Here is a 20,557-nt window from a genome sequence, read left to right as displayed (position 1 = left end):
CTTCACGGCGGAATCGCCTGCGTCGGTTCCGCCATGTGGCGTTGCGTCGTCACCGGTGACATCGCGCCTACGAGGATTCTCGTCACCCCGGCGAAGGCCGGGGTCCAGCGCCTTTCGATGCGACCTTGGGCGTGAAAGCGGAACGTGGGATGCGAGTCTGTGCGTGTGGCGTCGCGTGACGCCTACCGTCCACGTGTCACTCGGGCAGGCGCTGGGCCCCGGCCTGCGCCGGGGCGACACATGTGTGGGTCGGCGCGCCATGGGCGGATCGCATGCCGTGCGCGCTTCGATCCGAGACCTGCGCTCGCGGGCGAACGCAGGACGACATGCGCCGACGCTTCATGCGTTTCTGCAGGCGGCGGAGCCCGCGAAGCGGATTCCGCCATCATTGATGGTGACGCGATCCACTGCGGAATCGCTCGCCGCGATTCCGCCTGCTCGCGCCGTCAGCGCAGGTTGAGGAAATCCACGCTGCAGACGAAGCGCACCGCGTCCAGGCGGGGCGTGGCCTGCGGGATCGCCGTGCGCAGCGCCTCGAGTTCGGCTTCGAGCGCGTCGATCTCTTCCTGGCGCACGGACGGGTTGACGCGGGCGAGCGCGACGAGGCGCGCGTGCTCGTTGCCGAGTTCGGCCTCGGCGCGATCGAGTGCACCACCGATCTCGCGCTGGGTGCGCTCGCGTGCGAGCGTCTCGGCGTGTGCGAGCATCGGCTTGACGAGCTTGGTCAGCACGGGGCGGTACTTGGTGTACTCGATCGCGCGGTCGGCCGCGCGAGCGATGCTGTCGGCGCTGGGCTGGAAATCGGCGCGCGCGAGCAGGCGCGTGTCGACGACGATGCGCAGCGGGATCGGCGGAAGGTAGCGTTCCACGGCGAGCCCGCGATCGGCGACGCAGGACAGCACGAACACGCATTCGAGCAGCGCGCTGCGCGGCGGCAGCGCGTCGTCGACGAGGAACGAGGCATTGCCGTGCTCGCCTTCGACGAGCATGTCGAGTGCGCCCGACACCATCGGATGGTCGATGCGCAGCAGCTGCAGGTCCTCGCGTGCGAGCGCGATGCCGCGATCGAAGGTGACCTGCTGCGGGCCGTCCTTGAGGCCCGGAAAACCGTCGGTGCTGAGGTATTCCGGATCGAGGATGACGGTGCGGGTGCCGCTTTCGTCGCTCTCGATGCCGAACTGCTCGAACAGGCGCAGCACGAAGTCGTCGCTGGTGAGGTCGGCATCGGCTTCCGCGAGCGCACGGCGCAGGCGTTCCTCGTGGCCCTGGCGGCTGCTCGCGAGTTTGAGCAGGCGGTCGCGGCCCGCGTTGACGAGCGCGGAGAGCTCCTCGTGCGTCGCGCGCGTCTCGCCGATCAGCGCGTCGATCTCCGCATCCGGATCCTCGCCGCCGTGCGCGTGCTGCTCGGCGAGTTCGACGAGGCGCGCGCCGAAGCGCTTGAGCAGTTCGCGGCCGTCCGACGGGCTGCCGCGGAACGCGTCGAGGCCGAGGTCGTACCAGCGCATCAGCGCATGCTGCGCGGTGCCCGAGAACGCGGCCACGTGGATCTGGATGTCGTGCTTCTGGCCGATGCGGTCGAGGCGGCCGATGCGCTGCTCGAGAAGGTCCGGATCGACCGGCATGTCCCAAAGCACGAGATGGTGCGCGAACTGGAAGTTGCGGCCTTCCGAGCCGATCTCCGAGCACAGCAGCAGGCGCGCGCCTTCGCGGTCGGCGAAGTAGGCCGCGTTGCGGTCGCGCTGCATCAGCGTCATGCCTTCGTGGAAGCGCGCGACCTTGACGCCGCTGCGCGTGCGCAGCGCCTCCTCGAGTGCGAGCACCTTGGCCTGGGTGCGGCAGATCAGCAGCAGCTTGTCGTCGCCGAGGCGCTCGAGCAGGCCGAGCAGCCACTCCAGGCGCGGATCGTCGGCGTAGGCGAGTTCCACTTCGGGTGCGCGCGGCTGCAGGTCGAGATGGAACTCGCCGAGCAGGCGCTGGCGCTGGCTGTCGTCGAGCAGGCTGCCGTCGAGCGTGGTGAGTTGCGGCACGCGGCGCGGGAAGCCGCCGACCTGCACGCGGCGGTTGCGGAACATGACGCGACCGGTGCCGTGGCGGTCGATCAGCGCGTCGAGCAGCGTGCGCCGCGAGGCCTCGTCACCGGCATCGAGCAGATCTGCGAGTTCGGCATCGTCGCCGAGGCGTGCGAGCAGGGCGGCGCGCTCGTCGCCGTCGAGCGCTTCGCCGTCGTGCAGCTTGCCGGCGAGGCGCGAGAGTTCGGCGTAGCCGTCGGCCTCGGCCACGTAGGCGTCGAGATCGTGATAGCGCGCGGGATCGAGCAGGCGCAGGCGCGCGAAGTGTCCGCTGCGGCCGAGCTGCTCGGGTGTCGCGGTGAGCAGGAGCAGGTTCGGCACACTCGCGGCGAGCGATTCGACCACGGTGTATTCGGTGCTCGCCGCTTCGGGCGTCCACGCGAGGTGGTGCGCCTCGTCAGCGATGACGAGGTCCCAGCCTGCCTCGATCGCCTGCGTGGCGCGCTTGGTGTCGCCGCTCAGGAAGCCGATGCTCGCGATGACGAGTTGCTCGTCGAGGAACGGGTTGTGGCCCGGGTGGCCGATCTCGATCGATTCGCAGCGCTCCTCGTCGAACAGCGAGAACTGCAGGTTGAAGCGACGCAGCAGTTCCACGAACCACTGGTAGACGAGGCTTTCGGGCAGCAGCACGAGCACGCGGCCGACGCGTCCGCTCGCGACGAGGCGCGACAGGATCATGCCGGCCTCGATGGTCTTGCCGAGGCCGACTTCGTCGGCGAGCAGCGCGCGCAGCGGCTGACGCATTGCGGCCACTTCGGCGACGCGCAGCTGGTGCGCGATGAGGTCGATGCGGGCCGACTCGAGACCCCAGGCCGGCGAGCGCAGCGCATCGGCGCGGCGCAGCAGCGCCTCGATGCGGAAGTCGAAACGATCGGCGCGGTCGACGCGGCCCGAGATCAGGCGCTCGTCGGCACGCGAGATCGCCTGGGCGTCGTCGAGCTCGGCCTCGTTGAGCACGTGGCCGCCGCCGCGGTACTCGAGCAGGCCGTCCGACTCGCCGACGTGTTCGATCGTGAAGCTGATGCCCTTGCCGGTGATCTTCTGGCCGGCGCGGAACTCGGCGCGCGCGATCGGCGCGCTGTGTGCGGCGTACTGCCGCAGCACGCCGGCCGTCGCGAACAGCACCTGCACGCTGCGACCCTCGATGCGGATGAGCGTTCCGAGGCCGAGCTCGGGCTCGGCGTTGGAGAGAAAGCGTTGGCCTGGAACCAGCTGCATCGTGACTCGCGAATCGTCTAGGGGCGTGGATTATCCACGCTGGGGGCGGAGGCACAACGAAAAACACCGTGCCATGACGGCGCATCGCCCGTGCGCGTAACGTCACATGCCGCGCGCAAGCGCCCCCTGTGCAGATATCCGGACATCCATGCGTCCAGTCACGTCCGCGCGCCGGCATGCCCCGCATGCGCCACAGGCGGCGATACGGATGCCCTGTCGTCGATCCAACGGCACATGCGCGCCGTATGCGGTCGTCCCGTCAGTCGCCGACGCCGTCGCAGGTGGTTTCCTGGTTCGCGCAGATGCCGCGGAACCATGCGCGCTGCGGCGCGCCGTGCGCGGCCTTGCCGTCGCCGCGCAGCGTGAACTCGACGAGCGCCCAGTCGTCCTCGCAGGCGACCATGCGTGACACCTCGCCGCGATCGGTGAGCCAGTGGTCGCCGAGGTCGACGAGGCGCGTGCTCGCGGCATCGGGCTTCTCATGGCCGTGGGCGGACTGAACCTTGAAGCGCACGAGGTTGCCGGCGATCCAGCCCGTGCCGGCGTAAGTGGGGCGAGGGGATGCCTGCCCGCTGCGGCCCGGATCGTCGCGTGCGCCGTCGATGCGCAGCCAGCCGTCCTTCGAGCCGGTCACGCGGAACTCGATGCCGTAGTCACGCTCGCCGTCTGGATTGACCATCGGCGGCAGCGTGCCGAGCACGCGTGCGTCACGCGAGGGCGCCTCGCGCACGTTGAGGCCGGCCGGATCGCGATCGGCCGCCCAGGCTTCGAGGCGGCACTCGGTGGCGTGCGCAGGCGCGGCGCCTTGCGGCGCCGCGAGGGAAGCGTTCGCGGCGAGCGACGCCGCCGCGAGCAGGGCGATCGCGCGTCCCGTCATCGCATCACGGCGCGGTGTGCGAGAGCACGTACTGCCAGCGATTCTGGTCGGCATCGGCGGTCACCGCATCCCGGAACGACACGAAGTCATTGGGATGCAGGGTAGTGCATCCGGCCGAATCGGTGTTGGTGCGGCTGCCCGAGTGGATCTTGAACGTGTTGTTGAGCGCGACCGAACCGCCCGGATCGTCGGCGTTGAAGTAGCCGTCGTGGTTGGTGTCGCGCTGCACGCCGTTCGGCGCGGCGGCGACCGCGTCGGCCGTCGGGCGCAGCGAGAAATCGGTGCCCGCCGACGCCGGATTGGGATGCGTCGTCTCGAGCATTTCCATCGTGCCCTCGGCGATGCGGCCGAGCTCGCCGACACCGTCACCGGTCACGTCCACACCGTCACCACGGCGGAACGTGACATCGGGATTGGTGCGCTGGTTGGCGTCGTACTGGGCCGTCGGTTCGGTCGAGGCGCGATTGAATTCGTTGACGTGCACGGTGCCGTCGGCATCGCGCGCGATCACGGCGAGACGGTCGTCGTAGACGCCCTGGCCGTTGTTCGCGGTGGTGATGTTCTCGTTGCGCAGGCCGAGGATCACGCGGTCGCCGTTGGCGAGGGCATCCTGTGCGGCCTGGTTGCCGCGCGTCTCGACGATGCTCGAGTAGACATCGAACTTCTGCGTGTCGGTGAGGTTCGTCGTATCGGGCATCGCGGGCGGATTCGTGCCGGCGTCGTTGACGCGGCGGATCGTGTTGCCGATCTCGGCCGGGCTCGCGAACAGCGTCTGCGCGCCCAGCTGCGGGGACGGATTGAGCGACATGTCCAGTCGCGCGGCGACCATGCGGTCGAGCGCGTCCTGCACGGCTTGCGGCTGGCCCTCGCGCGCGGCGTCGAGCGCGGCCGTTGCCTCGCCCTGGCGGCCTTCGCGGAAGAGGTCGGCGACGGTCTGCGCGGTGGTCGCGTTGTCGGCGGCCGGTGCGGCGGAAAAGTTGGCGGCGGCGGTGTTGAACGTGCCGCTGGTCTGGACGGTGTTCTGCGTCGAGAAATCGGTCATGGCGAGGCTCCCTCTGCGCGCGTGGCGCCTGCGCACGCACGGCGCCGGCAAGGTGCCCACGCTAGGCCTCGCGACACCTGACCGCAGCTAGGGCAAACCCCGGCGCGCACGTGCCCCGGGTAAACCCCAGTTCCACCATCGCGCGTGCTGCCGCGATCCTCGGGCGACGCCACCTGCCGTGAACGGTCCTGATGAATGCGACACGGGGTTGGCTGCGTACGGTGACGCGCGGATGGCGACGCTGGCGCAACCCTCCCGCGCCCACCGCGCCGGTGCTCGCCGAAAGGCTTCGCGAGTACCCTCCTTACCTCGTGCCTTTCGCGGGTGCGCCGGGTGCGCTCGGCGAGACCGAGCGGGCCGCCAACCTGCGTCATCTGCTCGCGGTGCGCGCGCATCGCACGCAGGTGCTCGCGCGCCTGCTCGAAGCCTGGGGCATCGACTTGCCGCGCGGCCTGCATGCGCCCGATCCCGCGCCCGTGCTCGCTTCGCTCGAACGCTGGGCGCGGCAGGCGTGGCCGCCGCTCGCGCTCGCCGATACGTCGCTGGCCGATCCCGTGGCCTGGGATGCGAGTGCGCTGGACGCTGGCGATCGCGCACGTTCGATGCTCATGGACGTCGCGATCGTGCTCGGCGGCGTGCTCACGGCGCATCGTCGCGACGCCTACTGGGGGCTCGCCGAGCCGGGCCATGGGGACGAGGGACGCATCGTGCTCGTCGCGCGCGGCCCGGTGTCGTCACCGACCCTGCTCGACGTGCAGGCCGCCTGCCTCGAGCGCTTCGCCGCGGCGGGCAGGCCCGGGGCGCCACGTCGCACGATGGGCGGTATCGTGCTGGGCTGCCTGAAGGGAGCGGCGTAGCACGGAGGATGGGGTCCGGAGGATGGGGTCAGGTTCATTTCTCCCGCGCATACGATGAAACGAGCGATCGCGACATGGAGAAATGAACCTGACCCCAGTCTTCAAGACGTGAGGGATCGGGCGCGGCGCCGGCGTGCAGGCGCCGCGAAGGTACTCACCAGATCTTCACGCGCACGTCGGCCGGACGCACCATCGTGTCGCCGGCCTTGCAGCCGAACGCCTCGGCGAACAGCGGCATGTTCGACGGGGCGCCGATCGCGCGGAACTTGCCGGGGGCGTGCGAATCGGTGTTGGCGAGCACGCGCGACTCCTCGGGCAGCGTGTTGGTGCGCCATACGCGTGCCCAGTTGATGAAGAAGCGCTTCTCGGGCGACAGGCCGTCGATCGCGGCCCTGCCTTGCGGATGGCGCGCGAGCGCGAGCTGGAGCGCGTCGTAGGCCACCGCGAGGCCGCCGAGGTCGGCGATGTTCTCGCCGAGCGTGAGCTTGCCCTTCACGTGCACGTCGTCGAGCACGACGTAGTCGTCGAACTGCTTGACCAGCAGGTCGGTGCGCGCGGTGAAGGCCTTTCGATCCTCGTCGGTCCACCAGTTGCTGAAGTTGCCCTTCGCGTCGAACTGGCTGCCGCGATCGTCGTAGCCGTGGCCCATCTCGTGGCCGATCACGGCGCCGATGCCGCCGTAGTTGAGCGCGTGGTCGGCCTTGGCGTCGAAGAACGGCGGCTGCAGGATCGCCGCGGGGAACACGATCTCGTTCTGCGCGGCGTTGTAGTAGGCGTTGACGGTCTGCGGGGTCATGCCCCATTCGCTGCGGTCGACCGGCTTGCCGATCTTGGCCATGCGCCAGGCGTGCTCGAACTTCGCCGAGGCCATGACGTTGCCGACGTAGCTCGTGCGCGAGACCGACAGCCCGCTCCAGTCGCGCCACTTCTCCGGGTAACCGATCTTGGGCGTGAAGCTCGCCCACTTCTCGAGCGCCTTCTTCTTGGTCTCGTCGCCCATCCAGTCGAGCTTCTCGATGCGTGCCTTGTACGCGGCGCCGAGGTCGGTGACGAGCTCCTGCGCGCGTGCCTTGGACTCGGGCGGGAACGTCTGCGCGACGTAGAGCTGGCCGAGGGCCATGCCCATGCCGCCGTTGACGGTGCCGAGCACGCGCTTCCAGCGCGTCTGGATCTCCTTCTGGCCGCGCAGCGTGCGGTTGTAGAACGCGTAGTTCTCCTGCACGAACGCGTCGGTCAGATACGGTGCGAGGTCGTCGACGACATGGAAGCGCAGGTAGGCGCGCCAGTGCTCGACCGGGGTCTTGGCAAGGTGTTCGTCCATCGCCGCGAAGAACTTCGGCTGCGACAGCGAGAACGTCGTGATGTCCTCGAGTCCCTGCGCGGCGAAGAACGTCTTCCAAGGGAAGTGCGGGGTGACCTTGTCGGCGTCGGCGACGCTGACCGGGTTGTACTGGTTCTTCGGATCGCGCATCTCGATCGGCGGCAGCGAGGCTTCGGCGAGCGAGGTCTCGAGTGCCATGATCCAGCCGGCCTGGCGCGTCGCATCGTCCTTCGCCACGCCCGACATCGCGAGCACGTTGGCGATGTGCTCGACGTAGGCCTTGCGGATGCGTTCGTAGTCGGGCTTCTGCTCGAGGTAGTAGCCGCGCTCGGGCAGGCCGAGGCCGCCCTGGTTCGCGTAGGCGATGACGGTCGAGGAATCCTTGAAGTCCGCGCGGCCCGAGAAACGGAACAGCTGCATGTTGCCCTGCGCGTAGGCGCGCGTGACGTAGCCGGCGACGTCGGCCGGCGACTTGAGCTTCGCGATCGCGGCGAGCTCGGGTTTCAGTGCATCGAGACCGGCCTTCTCGATCGCGGCTTCGTCCATGCCGCTCGCGTAGAAGTCGCCGAGCTTGCGCTCGATCGAGCCGGCCTTTGTCTTCGCGTCGGCGGCGAGCTTCTGCACGATGCCGTGCTGGACCTCGAGGCTCTCGTCGCGCAGCTCGTTGAACGTGCCCCAGCGCGTGTACTCCGCCGGCACCGGATTGGCCGCGGCCCACTTCGCGTTGACGTAACCGTAGAAGTCCGCGCAGGCGGCGATCGACGGCTCGAGCGTGGCTGTGTCGAGTGGTTTGGCGTGGAGGCCGGTGGTCGCGCAGGCGAGCGCGATGGCGGAGGCGAGCAGGGGGCGGTTCGTGCGGTTCACGCGGGCTCCTCGTGCGGGCGTGGCGTGCGCGCCCGCGATCGTTGCGGGAAGGCCCGGCGCGTGGCGCCGGGCCGGAAGGAATGCACGCGCCTCGCGAGGGCGAGGCGCGTGCGAGGGATCACCAGATCTTCACCTGCTGCTCGCCGCTGCGCACCATCGCGTCGCCGGGCTTGCAGTCGAACGCCTTGGCGAACGCGTCGAGGTTCGACGGCGCGCCGATCGCACGGTAGCGCGCCGGCGAGTGCGGATCGGTGTTGAGCATCACCTCGAGGCGCTTGTCGAGCACGTTGCCGCGCCAGATGCGCGCCCAGTTGAGGAAGAAGCGCTGGTCCTCGGTGTAACCGTCGATAGACGTCTTCGACTCGCCCGGGTTCTTCGCGAGCGCGGCCTGCAGCGCGTCGTAGGCGATCGCGAGGCCGCCGAGGTCGGCGATGTTCTCGCCGAGCGTGAGCTGGCCGTTGATGTGCTTGCCCGGCAGCGGCTCGTAGCCGTTGAACTGCTCGACGAGCTTGGCCGTGCGCGCTTCGAACGCGGCGCGGTCCTCGTCGCTCCACCAGTTGGTGTTGTTGCCCTGCGCGTCGAACTGGCTGCCCTGGTCGTCGAAGCCGTGGCTGGCCTCGTGGCCGATCACGCCGCCGATGCCGCCGTAGTTGAGCGCGTCGTCGGCCTTGGCGTCGAAGAACGGCGGCTGCAGGATCGCGGCCGGGAAGTTGATCGTGTTGTCGGTCGGGTTGTAGTACGCGTTGACCGTCTGCGGGGTCATGCCCCACTCGAGGCGGTCGGTCGGCTTGCCGATGCGCGCGACGTCCCAGGCGTGGTTGAAGCGCAGCGCGGCCTCGATGTTCGCGTAATAGCCCTCGTCGCCGAAGGTCAGGCCGGACCAGTCGCGCCACGTCTCGGGGTAGCCGATCTTGGGCAGGAACGACGACCACTTCTCGAGGGCGCGCACGCGCGTCGTGTCGCTCATCCAGTCGAGGTTCTCGATGCGCTTCTTGAGCGCGGCCTGCAGGTTGTCGATGAGCACCTGCGCGCGCGCCTTGGATTCCGGCGGGAACGCCTGCGCGACGTAGAGCTCGCCGAGCGCCATGCCGACCTGGTCGTTGACCGTGCCGAGCACGCTCTTCCAGCGCGGTTCCTGCTCCTTCTGGCCCGCGAGGGTCTGCTTGTAGAACGCGAAGTTCGCGTCCCGGAACGCCTTGGACAGGTAGGGCGAGGCGTCGTCGACGGCGTGGAAGCGCAGGTAGGCCTGCCAGTCGGCGACCGGCGTCGAGGCGAGCTCCTTGTCGACGGCGGCGAAGAAGTCCGGCTGCGACAGCGAGAAGCCGTCGCCGAGCGCGATGCCCTGCGCAGTGAAGAACGCCTTCCAGTCGAAGTGCGGCGTGACCTTGTTGGCCTCGTCGAACGTCATGAAGCGGTACTGGTTCTCGGGCTTGCGCAGCTCGGTCGGCGCGAACGAGGCGGCGGCGAGGCGCGTCTCGAACGCGAGCACGGCGTCGGCCTGCTTCTTCGCCGCGTCCGGCGCGACGCCGGCGAGCTCGAGCACCTTGACGATGTGGCCGAGGTAGCCCTCGCGGATCGCCGCGTGCTCGGGCTTGTCGTAGTAGTCGCGCGTGGGCAGGCCGAGGCCGGACTGGAACGCGTAGCCGATGCGGCGCTTGGCGTCCTTGAAATCGGCTTCCGCACCGAACGCGAACAGGGACGGCTGGCCACGCACGTAGCTGTCCGTGAGGTAGGCGACGACATCGTCGCGCGAACCCAGCGCGTCGATCTTCGAGAGCACGGGCTTGATCGGCTCGACGCCGGCCTTCTCGATCGCGGCCTCGTCCATGCCGGTGCGGTAGAGCGCGCCGACCTTCTGCGCGATGCCGCTCGCGCCCTTGTCACCCGCAGCCTTCTCGACCAGCGCATGCTGCGTCTCCAGGCTCTTCTCGCGCAGCACGTCGAACACGCCCCAGCGCGTCTTGTCGCCCGGGACCGGGTTCGCGGCGACCCACTTCGCGTTGACGAAGCCGTTGAAGTCCTGGCAGGCCGGGATCGACGGATCGAGCTCGCTGACGTCGAAGGCGACGTAGGCGGCCGGAGCGGCCGGCGTGGTCGCAGGCGCGGATGCGGCGGGCGGCGTGTCGCCCCCCTTGCTGCACGCGGCGACGGTCAGGACCGCGGCGAGCGCGGCGGCGAGCGGTTTCAGGGGCGACGACATGGAGACTCCTTTGGGGCGCGCGCGGCACGGCCGGGCACGGCGGTGGACGAAGGGGAGGGCTCGAGGCCACGCGTCACGCGGCAGGAGCTCCGGTCTGGCGATGGGCGCAGAATTTTACGCGCCGGTTCAACGGTTTGCAGTGTCGAAGGTCACTGCGAAGGACGCACGGAAGGCCCGGCAGCGGACACCGAGGGGAAAGGCAGGGCATCCGGCGCGACCGCGCCGGCGGACAGGATGAACGCCATCGCCTGGTCGACGCTCCAGTCCGTCGCGACGAGGCGCGCGACCGGCACGATCTCGAGGTAGCCGCCGGTCGGGTTCGGCGTGGTCGGCACGAACACCGCGGCGAGCTCGGTGCCGTCGGCATCGGTGAACGTGCGCGTGACGAAGCCGAGCGCGCGCAGCCCCGGCGACGGGAACTCGATGAGCACCACGCGTTGCGTGCCGGCCGGTTTGTGCTGCAGCAAGGCCATGAGCTTCTTGGTGCCGCCATAGATCGGCTGCACGATCGGGATGCGCTGGATCAGGCTCTCCATGCCGTCGATGAGGCGGCGGCCGAGGACGAAATTCGCGGCGAGCCCGATCAGGTACAGCGTGACCAGCGTGATCACGAACGCGATCAGCGACACGATCCACGGATGGCCGAGCAGGTGCCCGGTCTGCGCATCGATGCCGAACGCCGCGACGAACCCGGCCACGAGCGGTGCGCTCGCGGCCGACAGCAGCCCGAACACGAAACCGAACACGACGAACGTCAGCCACAGCGGGATGATCGTGAGCAGCCCGGTCAGGAGATAACGCTTGATGTAGAGCGGACGTGCGGGCATGGCGGCCGATGCGGTGGAGCGAGGCCGCGATTATCGGCGGAATGGGCGTGGGGCGCGAATCGCGGGTTGGCGTGCGGGTCGCTCACGTCGTTGCGGCGTGTCGCGGCATCGGAAAGCACCCTCTCCCCCCGGCCCCTCTCCCGCAAGGGGAGAGGGGAGCAAGCAAAGCAAGCGCAGGCTACTTCTTCATGTCGCAACAGGGCGCCTCGCTCCCCTTTGTCGAGAGGACGCGCCGGGCCTCCCCTCTCCCCTCGCGGGAGAGGGGCCGGGGGGAGAGGGGGCGCTCGAGAATGCGCAGGTGTTTCGCACGATGTCGTCCGCGGCGTGCGTTCGCGGTGGAGAAACGAAGCGGCGGGAATCTTCGTGCGGTGCTCTCCCCTCTCCCCTCGCGGAAGAGGGGAGGGGAGAGGGGGCGCTCGAGGACAGGCAGGCGTTTCGCGCGATGTCCCTCCCTTCGGCACCATGCACGATTTCGCCGTGACGGCGTGGCGCTCAATCCTCCTCGGCCGTCCACGCGTACGCGAGCGTGAGGTCGAGCGTGGCCTTGCCGCCTGCGGCGACCGGCACCTCGAATTCGAGCATGTCGGTGCCCTGGCGTGCCGGCTTGAGGCTCGAGGAAGCGAGCTTCCACTGGCGCCAGCGGTTCGGGTACTCGCGCACGGTGATCGTGCGTGCAGCCTCGCCGCGGTTCTCGAGCGTGATGCGGAAGCCTTCGCTCATCTGCCGAGCACCGCGGTCGAGACTGAAGGCGGTACGTTCGCGCGTCGCGACGAGATCGAACGCGGTGCCTAGGGCGAGGTCGACGTCCTGGCCGTTCGGCGTGTCGGCAAGATGGTTCTCGCCGAGGAATTCGAGCTGGCCGTCGCGGTCTCGCGTGAGCACGCGCAGATAGCCCGCGGGCAGGTTCTCGGGCGCCTTGAAGCGCAGCTGGCTGGTGACCGGGCCGCTGGCGCGTGCGGGGCTCGCATCACGGCCGAGCATCGGCTTGGGCGGCGACCATGCACCGCCCGTCGTGAACACCCAGCTGCGCTGGCAGGGCAGGTCGCGCGCCGCGTACAGCGGCACCTGGGTCACGCTCGCGTCGGGCAGGTCGAGCGAGGCGTCGATCGCGAAGCTGCGGTAGTCGCCTAGCGACGACTGCTCGGGCAGCGCATCGGCTTCCATGCGCATGGCCTTCATCGCCATCGGCTGCGGGCCACCACCGCTTTTGGCGAAGTTCGGCTGTCCGGCGACCAGCTTGACGCGCGACTGCGCGTAGTCGCGGCCGCTGCGGTTGGCGATGCTCGCGAGCGCCTCGAGGCGCATCGCGCACGGCGCGCCCGTGCCGATCACGGCGGAGTAGGCGGCGCGCCAGCCGAGCCCCGAGGTCGGGTAGGTCAGGTTGGCGAGATGCGTGCCGGCCGTGCCGTCGACGGCGAGCTGCAGCGTGCTGCCGGGCAGGCCGCTGCCGTCGACGAACTCGACGCTGCGGTAGTCGCGCACGTAGACCATGCGACCATCGGCGCGGCGCACGCCGATGCCGTTGCCGTCGATGCTCAGCAGCGTGCCTTCGATGCGCGTGTCGCCGACCAGCACGCCGACGCGCTCGCCCCGATGCGCGGCGAGCAGGCCGGCATCGCCCGCGGCGAGCACGCGCTGCGCGAGCACGCGTGCGCCGCCGCCGAAGTCGATCGCGACGGCCTCGGCATCGAGCGTCGAGGGAAGGCCGTCGACGACGAGCGTCTGGCGGCCGCCCGACAAGGCCAGCGAGCGGCCTTCGTGGACGATCGCGTAGCCGTCGGCCACCGGCGAGCCGCCGCCTTCGAACAAGGCGCCGCCGTCGCTGCGGTAGATGGTCAGGGAGGAGTCGTCGGCCATGGCGGGAAAGGAGATGAGGGCGCTGATCGCCAGCGCGAGCGTGCGTTGCATCGTCGCGGATCCTTGGACGTGGTGCGATACGGCCATCATAGCGACCCGGGATAACAGGCGATGAACGTCGCGCAACGCGGCAGCTGTCACGCGTGGCCGCAGCGCCGCCTCGGCTGCCGCGGTGGCTTCCGTCACGGTCCACACGCGGGGCTGCATCGATGCGTGTCCGTCGCCGTGGTCGACGACCCTCATCCACTCGAACCCGCTGCCCGACGTCGCATCGCCGACCGTCAGGGGTTCCTGCGCCGCCGCATGGCGAAGATCGGGCATGCCGGGGGCGCCGATCGGGCATTTGGACGCCCAGACGCACGCGCGATTGCGTTTTGCTGCGACGCATCCAAGAATGCCGGTCCCTTTCGACCGAGCCCGAGAATCCTGCCCGTGAACCTCCCGACGGAGACCTTGCCGACCGACGCTCCCTGGATCGTCGTCAAGTTCGGCGGCACCAGCGTGTCCACGCGTCCGCGCTGGGACAACATCGCCACCATCGTCGGGGCCCATCGCGCGAAAGGCAAACGGGTGCTCATCGTGGTGTCGGCGCTGTCGGGCATCACCGACCAGCTCAAGGCGATCGGCGAGGCGCACGCCGATGCATCGCGCTGCCGCGAGCTCTACCTCGGCATCGTCGAGCGCCACCATGCGCTGTACCGCGACATGCAGCTGCCGTCGCGCAATGCGCTCGATGGCTGGCTCGCGCGCCTGGACCAGTTGCTCGGCGACGCGCGTCGTCCGGCCGGCGAACTGTCGTGGCAGGCCGAACTGCTCGCCCACGGCGAGCTGCTGTCGAGCACGCTCGGCGCGCTGTACCTCAACGCGCGCGGACTGACCACGCACTGGCTCGATTCGCGCGAGTTCTTCCTCGCCCGCCCGCAGCCGAACCAGGGTGCGTGGGGACGCTGGCTGTCGGCCTCGGTCGAGGTCGCGCCGGATCCCGCGGTCGCCACGGCGCTCGCGGCACGTGGTGACGTGTTCATCGCGCAGGGCTTCATCGCGCGCCACGACGACGGCGCGACGGCGATCCTCGGCCGCGGCGGATCCGATACCTCGGCCTCGTACTTCGGCGCGCTGCTCAAGGCCGAGGCGGTCGAGATCTGGACCGACGTGCCCGGCATGTTCAGCGCGAACCCGCGCCAGGTGCCCGATGCGCGCCTGCTGTCGCGGCTGGATTACGCCGAGGCGCAGGAGATCGCGACGACCGGCGCCAAGGTGCTGCATCCGCGCTGCATCCATCCGGTGCGCGAGGTGCGCGTGCCGCTCGTGATCAAGGACACCAACCGTCCCGAGCTGCCCGGCACGGCGATCGGCCCGAACGTCGCGCATGCGGCGACGAGCATCAAGGCGATCAGCTCGCGCAAGGGCATCACGCTCGTGTCGATGGAATCGATCGGCATGTGGCAGCAGGTCGGCTTCCTCGCCGACGTGTTCGATGCGTTCAAGCGTCACGGCCTGTCGGTGGACCTGATCGGCTCGGCCGAGACCAACGTGACCGTGTCGCTCGATCCGTCCGACAACCTGCTGACCTCCGACGTGCTGTCGCGCCTGTGCGCCGACCTCGAGCCGTTCTGCCGCGTCAAGGTCATCGCGCCATGCGCGGCGGTCACGGTGGTCGGCCGCGGCATGCGCTCGATGCTGCACAAGCTGTCGGCCGTGCTCGCCGAGTTCGGTGCGCTCGACGTGCACCTGATCTCGCAGTCGTCGAACAACCTCAACCTCACCTTCGTCGTCGACGAGGCGCTCGCCGACGCGCTGATCCCGCGCCTGCACGCGCTGCTGATCCGCGCCGAGGCGATGCGCGTGGACGACGCCGCCGTGTTCGGGCCGAGCTGGCGCGAGCTCGCGCACGGCGCCGGCGACGACGCGCGTGCGACGTGGTGGCGCACCCGCCGCGACGACCTGCTCGCGATCGCCGCCGAGGCCACGCCGCGTTACGTCTACGACCTCGGCCACGTGCGTGCGCAGGCACGCGGTCTCGCCGCGATCGGCGCGGTCGACCGCTGGCATTACGCGCTCAAGGCCAATCCGCATGCGGACATCCTGCGCGCGCTGCATGCCGAAGGTTTCGCATTCGAATGCGTGTCGTGGGACGAGGTCGAGCACGTGCGCCGCACGCTGCCGGACCTGCCGTGCGAACGCATCCTGTTCACGCCGAACTTCGCACCGCGCGAGGAGTACCGCGCCGCGCTCGCGGCCGGCGTGCGCGTGACCCTCGACGCACTGCACCCGATCGCCGAATGGGGTGCGGATTTCGCCGGCCACGACATCCTGTTGCGCGTCGACCTCGGCGCTGGCCGCGGCCACCACGACAAGGTCAAGACGGGCGGCGCGCAGTCGAAGTTCGGCGTGTCGCTCGACGAGATCGAGGCGTTCCGCGCGCATGCACGCACGCACGGCGCACGCATCACCGGGCTGCACGCCCACCTCGGCTCGGGCATCCTCGATGCGCAGCACTGGCGCAGCGTCTACGTGCAGATGGCCAGCCTCGCCGAGCAGTTCAACCGCGTCGAAGTGCTCGATCTCGGTGGCGGCCTCGGCGTGCCGTCGCGGCCCGAGGACGCACCGCTGGATCTCGATGCGCTCGCCGCGGCGCTCGCCGAGGTCAAGCAGGCCTACCCGCAATTCAAGCTGTGGATGGAGCCGGGCCGTTACCTCGTCGCGGAAGCCGGCGTGCTGCTCGCGCGCGTGACCCAACTCAAGCGCAAGGGCGACGTGCGCTACGTCGGGCTCGATGCGGGCATGAACTCGTTGATCCGTCCCGCGCTGTACGAGGCCTGGCACGACATCGTCAATCTCACGCGCCTCGACGACGCGCCCGGCGAGGTCGTGCAGGTGGTCGGCCCGATCTGCGAGAGCGGCGACACGCTGGGCAACCACCGCCGCCTCGCGACGTGTGCGGAGGGTGACGTCGTGCTGGTCGCCGAAGCCGGTGCCTACGGTGCGGTCATGGCGTCGCGCTACAACCTGCGCGAACCGGCCGCCGAGATCGTGCTGCCGTGAACGCCCGCGCGTGGCTGCACCTGGCCGCGCTGCTGGCGCCGCTGGTCGCGGCGCTGCTGCTCGCGTGGGTCGTGTTCCAGGGCGAACTGCTCGAGACACCGTGGCGCGCTCCCGCACTCGCCGCGCCCGGCGTCATCGCCGCGCAGCTCGTCGCATGGTGGCGCTGGCCGGCGCTCGAGCGTCGTGCCGTCGCGGGCGAGGGCGCCTGGTTGACCGGCCTCGGCATGGCCGCGCTGACCCATGTGCTGTTCGGCGTGCTGCTCGTGGTCGCGCTCATGATCGCGGCAGGGCCACGGGCGTACTTCGGCGAGAGCGGCGCGTGGAGCGTCGCCGGCCAGATCGTGTTCTTCATGCTCGCCTCGCTCGGTGCGACGGGCTGGTTGTCGTTTCCGTTGACTGCGGGACTCGCGCAGGCGATCGCCGCGCTGCGCCGCAAGGAGCTTTCACGTGACACTCGCTGATCCGCGTGCGGCGCGCACGTTCCGCTTCGTCCGCCACGACTACGTCGATGGCGAGGCGAGCCTCGTCTACGCGTTCGACGACGGCCCCGAGCTCGTCGAGCGCATCGCGTTCCCGGGCGCGCCGCAGCCTTCGCCCGAGCGCCGCGAAGCCTTCGCCCGCGCGCTCGCACTGCTGCACTTCGTCGCCGGCGTCAGCTACTACAAGGCCGGCGTGCCGGGCGAGATCGTCGTCGACGGCGAGGCGCCGTCGCCGTCGACCGCCGCGTTCCTCGATGCGTTGTACCTGCACGGCCTCGGCGAGTTCGCGTGGCAGAACAGGCTCGACCTGCGCGAGCGCATCCGTTTCCCCTCGTCGCCGGCGAGCGGCGATGCGCGGGCGGCCGCGCTCGCGCTGCCGCGACGCACGCTCGTTCCGATCGGCGGTGGCAAGGATTCACTCGTCAGCGTCGAACTGCTGCGTCGTGCCGGCGAACCGGCGACGGCGACGTGGATCGGCACCTCGCCGCTGATCGAGGCCTGCGCGACGCGCACGGGTTTCGCGACGCTCAATCTCGGCCGCCAGGTCTCGCCGGTGCTGTTCGACTACAACCGTGCCGGTGCGTGGAATGGCCACGTGCCGGTTACCGCGATCAACTCGGCGATCCTCGTCGTCGCCGCGATCCTCTACGGCTACGACGCGATCGCGTTCTCGAACGAGCGCTCGGCATCGAGCGCGACGCTCGAGGTCGACGGCCGTGCGGTCAATCACCAGTGGAGCAAGGGCTGGGACTTCGAGCGCGCGTTCGGCGCGCTGATCGAGTCGCGCATCGCCGCGGACCTGCGCTACTACTCGCTGCTGCGCCCGCTGTCGGAACTCGCGGTCGCCGAACGCTTCGCGCGCACGTCGGCGTACGACGACGTGTTCTCGAGCTGCAACCGCAACTTCCGCATCCTCGGGCCGAAGCCGGCCGACCGCTGGTGCGGGCAGTGCCCGAAGTGCCATTTCGTGTTCCTCGCGCTCGCGCCGTTCATGCCCAAACCACGCCTGCTCGGCATCTTCGGCCGCAACCTGCTCGACGACACGGCGCAGGCCGGCGGCTTCGACGCGCTGATCGAGTACCGCGACCACAAGCCGTTCGAATGCGTCGGCGAGGCGCGCGAGTCGCGTGCCGCGTTCGCGTTCCTCGCGCGGCGTGCCGAGTGGCGCGAGGACGCGCTCGTCGCGCGTTTCGCGGCCGAGATCCGCCCGCAGTTGCCGGCATCGGATCTTGTCATCGAGCCGCTGCTCGCAGCGTCGGGCGAACACCGCATCCCCGACGCGCTCGTGCCGTTCGTCGAGCAGGGCTGAGGCCGGTGCGCATCGTCGACCTCGCCGGGCAGCACGTCGCGGTGTGGGGTTACGGTCGCGAAGGCCGCGCCGTGCTCGCCGCGCTGCGTGCACGCGTGCCGTCGCTCGAACCCGTGCTGCTGTGTCCGCCGCACGAGGCCGAGCGTGCACGTGCCGACGGGCTCGCCTCACGCGTGGAGTCGGCGCCGCCGAGCGTGGCCGACCTGTCTGCCTACGATGTCGTCGTGAAATCGCCGGGCATCAGTGCGTATCGCCCCGAGATCCTCGAGGCGCGCCGCAACGGCACGCGCTTCACCTCGTCCACGGCGTTGTGGTTCGCCGAGCATCCGCTCGCGCGTGTCGTCGCCGTGACCGGCACCAAGGGCAAGAGCACGACGAGCGCGCTGGTCGCGCATCTGCTGCGCGGCCTCGGTCGGCGCGTCGCGCTCGCCGGCAACATCGGCATGCCGCTGCTCGAACTGCTCGATCCGCCGCAGGCGCCCGAGTGGTGGGTCGTGGAGCTGTCGAGTTTCCAGACGCGCGAGGCGACTGGTGTCGAGGTCGGCGTCATCACGAACGTCTACGAGGAGCACCTCGACTGGCACGGTGACCGTGCGCGCTACGTCGCCGACAAGCTCGCCCTCGTGGACGCGTCGCGCGCGATCGTCGTGCCGGCCTCGTCCGAAGAAATCCTTCACACGACGGCACTGCATCCGCGTCGCCACGTGTTCGGCGACGAGCGCGGCTGGCAGCCGACCACCGGTGCACTCGCCCATGCAGGCCTGCCCGTGTTCGATCGCGCGCTGCTCGCGCTGCCGGGCCCGCACAATGCGCTGAATGCCTGCGCCGCGCTCGCCGCGATCGACGCGCTCGGCGAGGACGCGCACGCGGCGGCCGCGCATCTCGCGACGTTTCGCCCGTTGCCGCATCGCCTGCAGACGCTCGGCACGAGTGCCGGCTTCACGTGGGTCGACGACAGCATCGCGACGACGCCGCAGGCCACGCTCGAGGCGTTGCACACGCTCGAAGGACGCGACATCACGCTGCTCGTCGGCGGTCATGATCGCGGCCTGGACTGGCGACCCTTCGCGGAGGAGGTCGCCTCGCGACCGCCCCACACGATCATCGCCAACGGTGCGAGTGCGGCACGCATCGCCGCCGTGCTGCGCGAGCATGCACCCGCATGCGCATTGCGCGTCGTCGCTACGCTCGCCGAAGCGGTCGCGGCCGCGCGCCGCGTCACGCCGGCCGGCGGCATCGTGCTGCTCTCGCCCGGCGCACCGAGCTTCGACCAGTTCCACGACTACGCCGAACGCGGCCGCGTGTTCGCGATGCTCGGCGGATTCGATCCCGACGTGATCGGGCAGATCGAAGGGCTCGGCATCGCCTGACGCCACCAGCGGGTGCCTGCGACGTCGGCGCAGGTCACGGCGGAATCGCCTGCGGCGGTTCCGCGCTACATGATCAGGCTTGACGGGTAGGGCGGAACCCGCGCAGCGGATTCCGCCGTGAACCGCGTGATCGCAGCGTCTGGCGGTGCTTCGTCGTCGCGGGGGCGGAGCGCCCCGCGAACGCCTCAGGACGTGCGGTCGATCGCGTAGTCGGCGAGCAGCGCGAGTGCATCGCGCGCGGGCGAGGGCGGCAGCACATCGAGTGCGGCCTTCGCCGATGCGGCGTAACGATGCGCGAGCGACTGCGCGTAGGCGATCGCGCCCGAGTCGTGGATGGCCGCGACGATGTTGTCGAGCGAGTCGAGGCCGCCGCTCTGGATCGCGCGACGCAGGCTCGCGGATTGCTCCGGCGTGCCGTGCGTGATCGCGTGGATGACCGGCAGCGTCGGCTTGCCTTCGGCGAGGTCGTCGCCGATGTTCTTGCCGAGCGTGTCGGCATCGGAGGTGTAGTCGAGCACGTCGTCGGCTATCTGGAATGCGTAGCCGAGATCGAGACCGTACTGCGCGAGCGCATCCTGCTGGTCGCGCGACAGTCCCGCGAGCACCGCGCCGAGGCGCGTCGCCGCGGCGAACAGCACGGCGGTCTTGCGCTCGATGACGTCGAGGTAGGCGCGCTCGGTGGTGTCGGGGTTGCCGATGTTGAGCAGCTGCAGCACCTCGCCTTCGGCGATGCGGTTGGTCGTGTCGGCGAGGATGCGCATGACTTCCATGCTGTCGAGCTCGACCATCATCTGGAACGAGCGCGAGTACAGGAAGTCGCCGACGAGCACGCTCGCAGCGTTGCCCCACAGCGCATTGGCGGTCTTGCGGCCGCGGCGAAGGTCGGATTCGTCGACGACGTCGTCGTGCAGCAGCGTCGAGGTGTGGATGAACTCGATCAGCGCGGCGAGCGGCACGTGGTGGTCGCCGGTGTAGCCGCAGGCGCGTGCGGCGAGCAGGTGCAGCATCGGGCGCAGGCGCTTGCCGCCGCCGCCGATGATGTGCTCGCCGATCTGGTTGATCAGCACCACGTCCGATGCGAGGCGCGTGCGGATCAGCATGTTCACCGCGGCCATGTCGGCGGCGGCGAACGCCTGCACGTCGGCGAAGCCACGCAGGGTCGAAGGAGCGTCGGGAAGGGCGGGAGCGGAACTCAAAAGCGTGATCCAGGCGATGCGGTCGC

13 protein-coding genes are annotated in these 20,557 nt (G+C 69.9%); 5 read left to right on the top strand and 8 right to left on the bottom strand.

Annotated elements, in window-relative coordinates; translation table 11 throughout:
• Positions 1–446 precede the first annotated feature (446 nt).
• From rapA to ACQQ2N_RS21205, 3 genes are all read right to left on the bottom strand, one after another.
• A complete protein-coding gene (gene rapA / locus ACQQ2N_RS21215) occupies positions 447–3,287 on the bottom strand; it encodes an RNA polymerase-associated protein RapA (protein WP_440223570.1) in 2,841 nt (946 codons plus the stop codon).
• A gap of 259 nt (positions 3,288–3,546) precedes the next feature.
• On the bottom strand, positions 3,547–4,164 hold the full coding sequence (locus ACQQ2N_RS21210; protein WP_440223569.1) for a hypothetical protein: 618 nt from the start codon (positions 4,162–4,164) through the stop codon (positions 3,547–3,549).
• Between the two features lie 4 nt (positions 4,165–4,168).
• On the bottom strand, positions 4,169–5,206 hold the full coding sequence (locus ACQQ2N_RS21205) for a hypothetical protein (protein ID WP_440223568.1): 1,038 nt from the start codon (positions 5,204–5,206) through the stop codon (positions 4,169–4,171).
• A 191-nt stretch (positions 5,207–5,397) separates the two neighbouring features.
• Between ACQQ2N_RS21205 and ACQQ2N_RS21200 the strand changes: the two genes are divergently transcribed.
• Entirely contained in the window at positions 5,398–6,063 is a 666-nt protein-coding gene (locus tag ACQQ2N_RS21200; protein ID WP_440223567.1) for a hypothetical protein, read from the top strand.
• A gap of 154 nt (positions 6,064–6,217) precedes the next feature.
• Here the strand turns inward: ACQQ2N_RS21200 and ACQQ2N_RS21195 are convergent, their stop codons facing one another.
• The 4 genes from ACQQ2N_RS21195 to ACQQ2N_RS21180 form a co-directional block, all read right to left on the bottom strand.
• Entirely contained in the window at positions 6,218–8,227 is a 2,010-nt protein-coding gene (locus ACQQ2N_RS21195) for a M13 family metallopeptidase (RefSeq protein ID WP_440225820.1), read from the bottom strand.
• A 139-nt stretch (positions 8,228–8,366) separates the two neighbouring features.
• Positions 8,367–10,448, bottom strand: coding sequence for a M13 family metallopeptidase (locus tag ACQQ2N_RS21190; RefSeq protein ID WP_440223566.1), 2,082 nt, complete (start codon positions 10,446–10,448; stop codon positions 8,367–8,369).
• A 149-nt stretch (positions 10,449–10,597) separates the two neighbouring features.
• Positions 10,598–11,275: a DUF502 domain-containing protein gene (locus ACQQ2N_RS21185; RefSeq protein ID WP_440223565.1), complete on the bottom strand. Its 678-nt coding sequence runs from the start codon at positions 11,273–11,275 to the stop codon at positions 10,598–10,600.
• A 492-nt stretch (positions 11,276–11,767) separates the two neighbouring features.
• A complete protein-coding gene (locus ACQQ2N_RS21180; RefSeq protein ID WP_440223564.1) occupies positions 11,768–13,183 on the bottom strand; it encodes a DUF4139 domain-containing protein in 1,416 nt (471 codons plus the stop codon).
• A gap of 381 nt (positions 13,184–13,564) precedes the next feature.
• Between ACQQ2N_RS21180 and ACQQ2N_RS21175 the strand changes: the two genes are divergently transcribed.
• From ACQQ2N_RS21175 to murD, 4 genes are read left to right on the top strand one after another with little or no spacing between them, the layout of a single operon-like run.
• Complete coding sequence (locus tag ACQQ2N_RS21175; protein ID WP_440223563.1) at positions 13,565–16,177, top strand: bifunctional aspartate kinase/diaminopimelate decarboxylase; 2,613 nt, start codon at positions 13,565–13,567, stop codon at positions 16,175–16,177.
• Complete coding sequence (locus ACQQ2N_RS21170; protein WP_440223562.1) at positions 16,174–16,638, top strand: hypothetical protein; 465 nt, start codon at positions 16,174–16,176, stop codon at positions 16,636–16,638. Before ACQQ2N_RS21175 ends, ACQQ2N_RS21170 begins: the two co-directional genes overlap by 4 nt.
• Positions 16,625–17,965 carry a UDP-N-acetyl-alpha-D-muramoyl-L-alanyl-L-glutamate epimerase gene (gene murL, locus ACQQ2N_RS21165; RefSeq protein ID WP_440223561.1) on the top strand — a complete coding sequence of 447 codons (1,341 nt, stop codon included), beginning with the start codon at positions 16,625–16,627 and terminating at the stop codon, positions 17,963–17,965. The genes ACQQ2N_RS21170 and murL overlap by 14 nt, the downstream gene beginning before the upstream one ends.
• Positions 17,966–17,970: 5 nt before the next feature.
• Entirely contained in the window at positions 17,971–19,335 is a 1,365-nt protein-coding gene (murD, locus tag ACQQ2N_RS21160; protein ID WP_440223560.1) for a UDP-N-acetylmuramoyl-L-alanine--D-glutamate ligase, read from the top strand.
• A gap of 185 nt (positions 19,336–19,520) precedes the next feature.
• Here murD and ACQQ2N_RS21155 read toward each other — a convergent pair whose 3' ends face one another.
• A complete protein-coding gene (locus tag ACQQ2N_RS21155) occupies positions 19,521–20,531 on the bottom strand; it encodes a polyprenyl synthetase family protein (RefSeq protein WP_440223559.1) in 1,011 nt (336 codons plus the stop codon).
• Between the last annotated feature and the right edge of the window lie 26 nt (positions 20,532–20,557).

The organism is Dokdonella aquatica (genome assembly GCF_051987395.1).
In the GTDB taxonomy this organism is placed as follows: Bacteria; Pseudomonadota; Gammaproteobacteria; order Xanthomonadales; family Rhodanobacteraceae; genus Dokdonella.
This window is presented reverse-complemented; position numbering and strand designations above follow the sequence as displayed.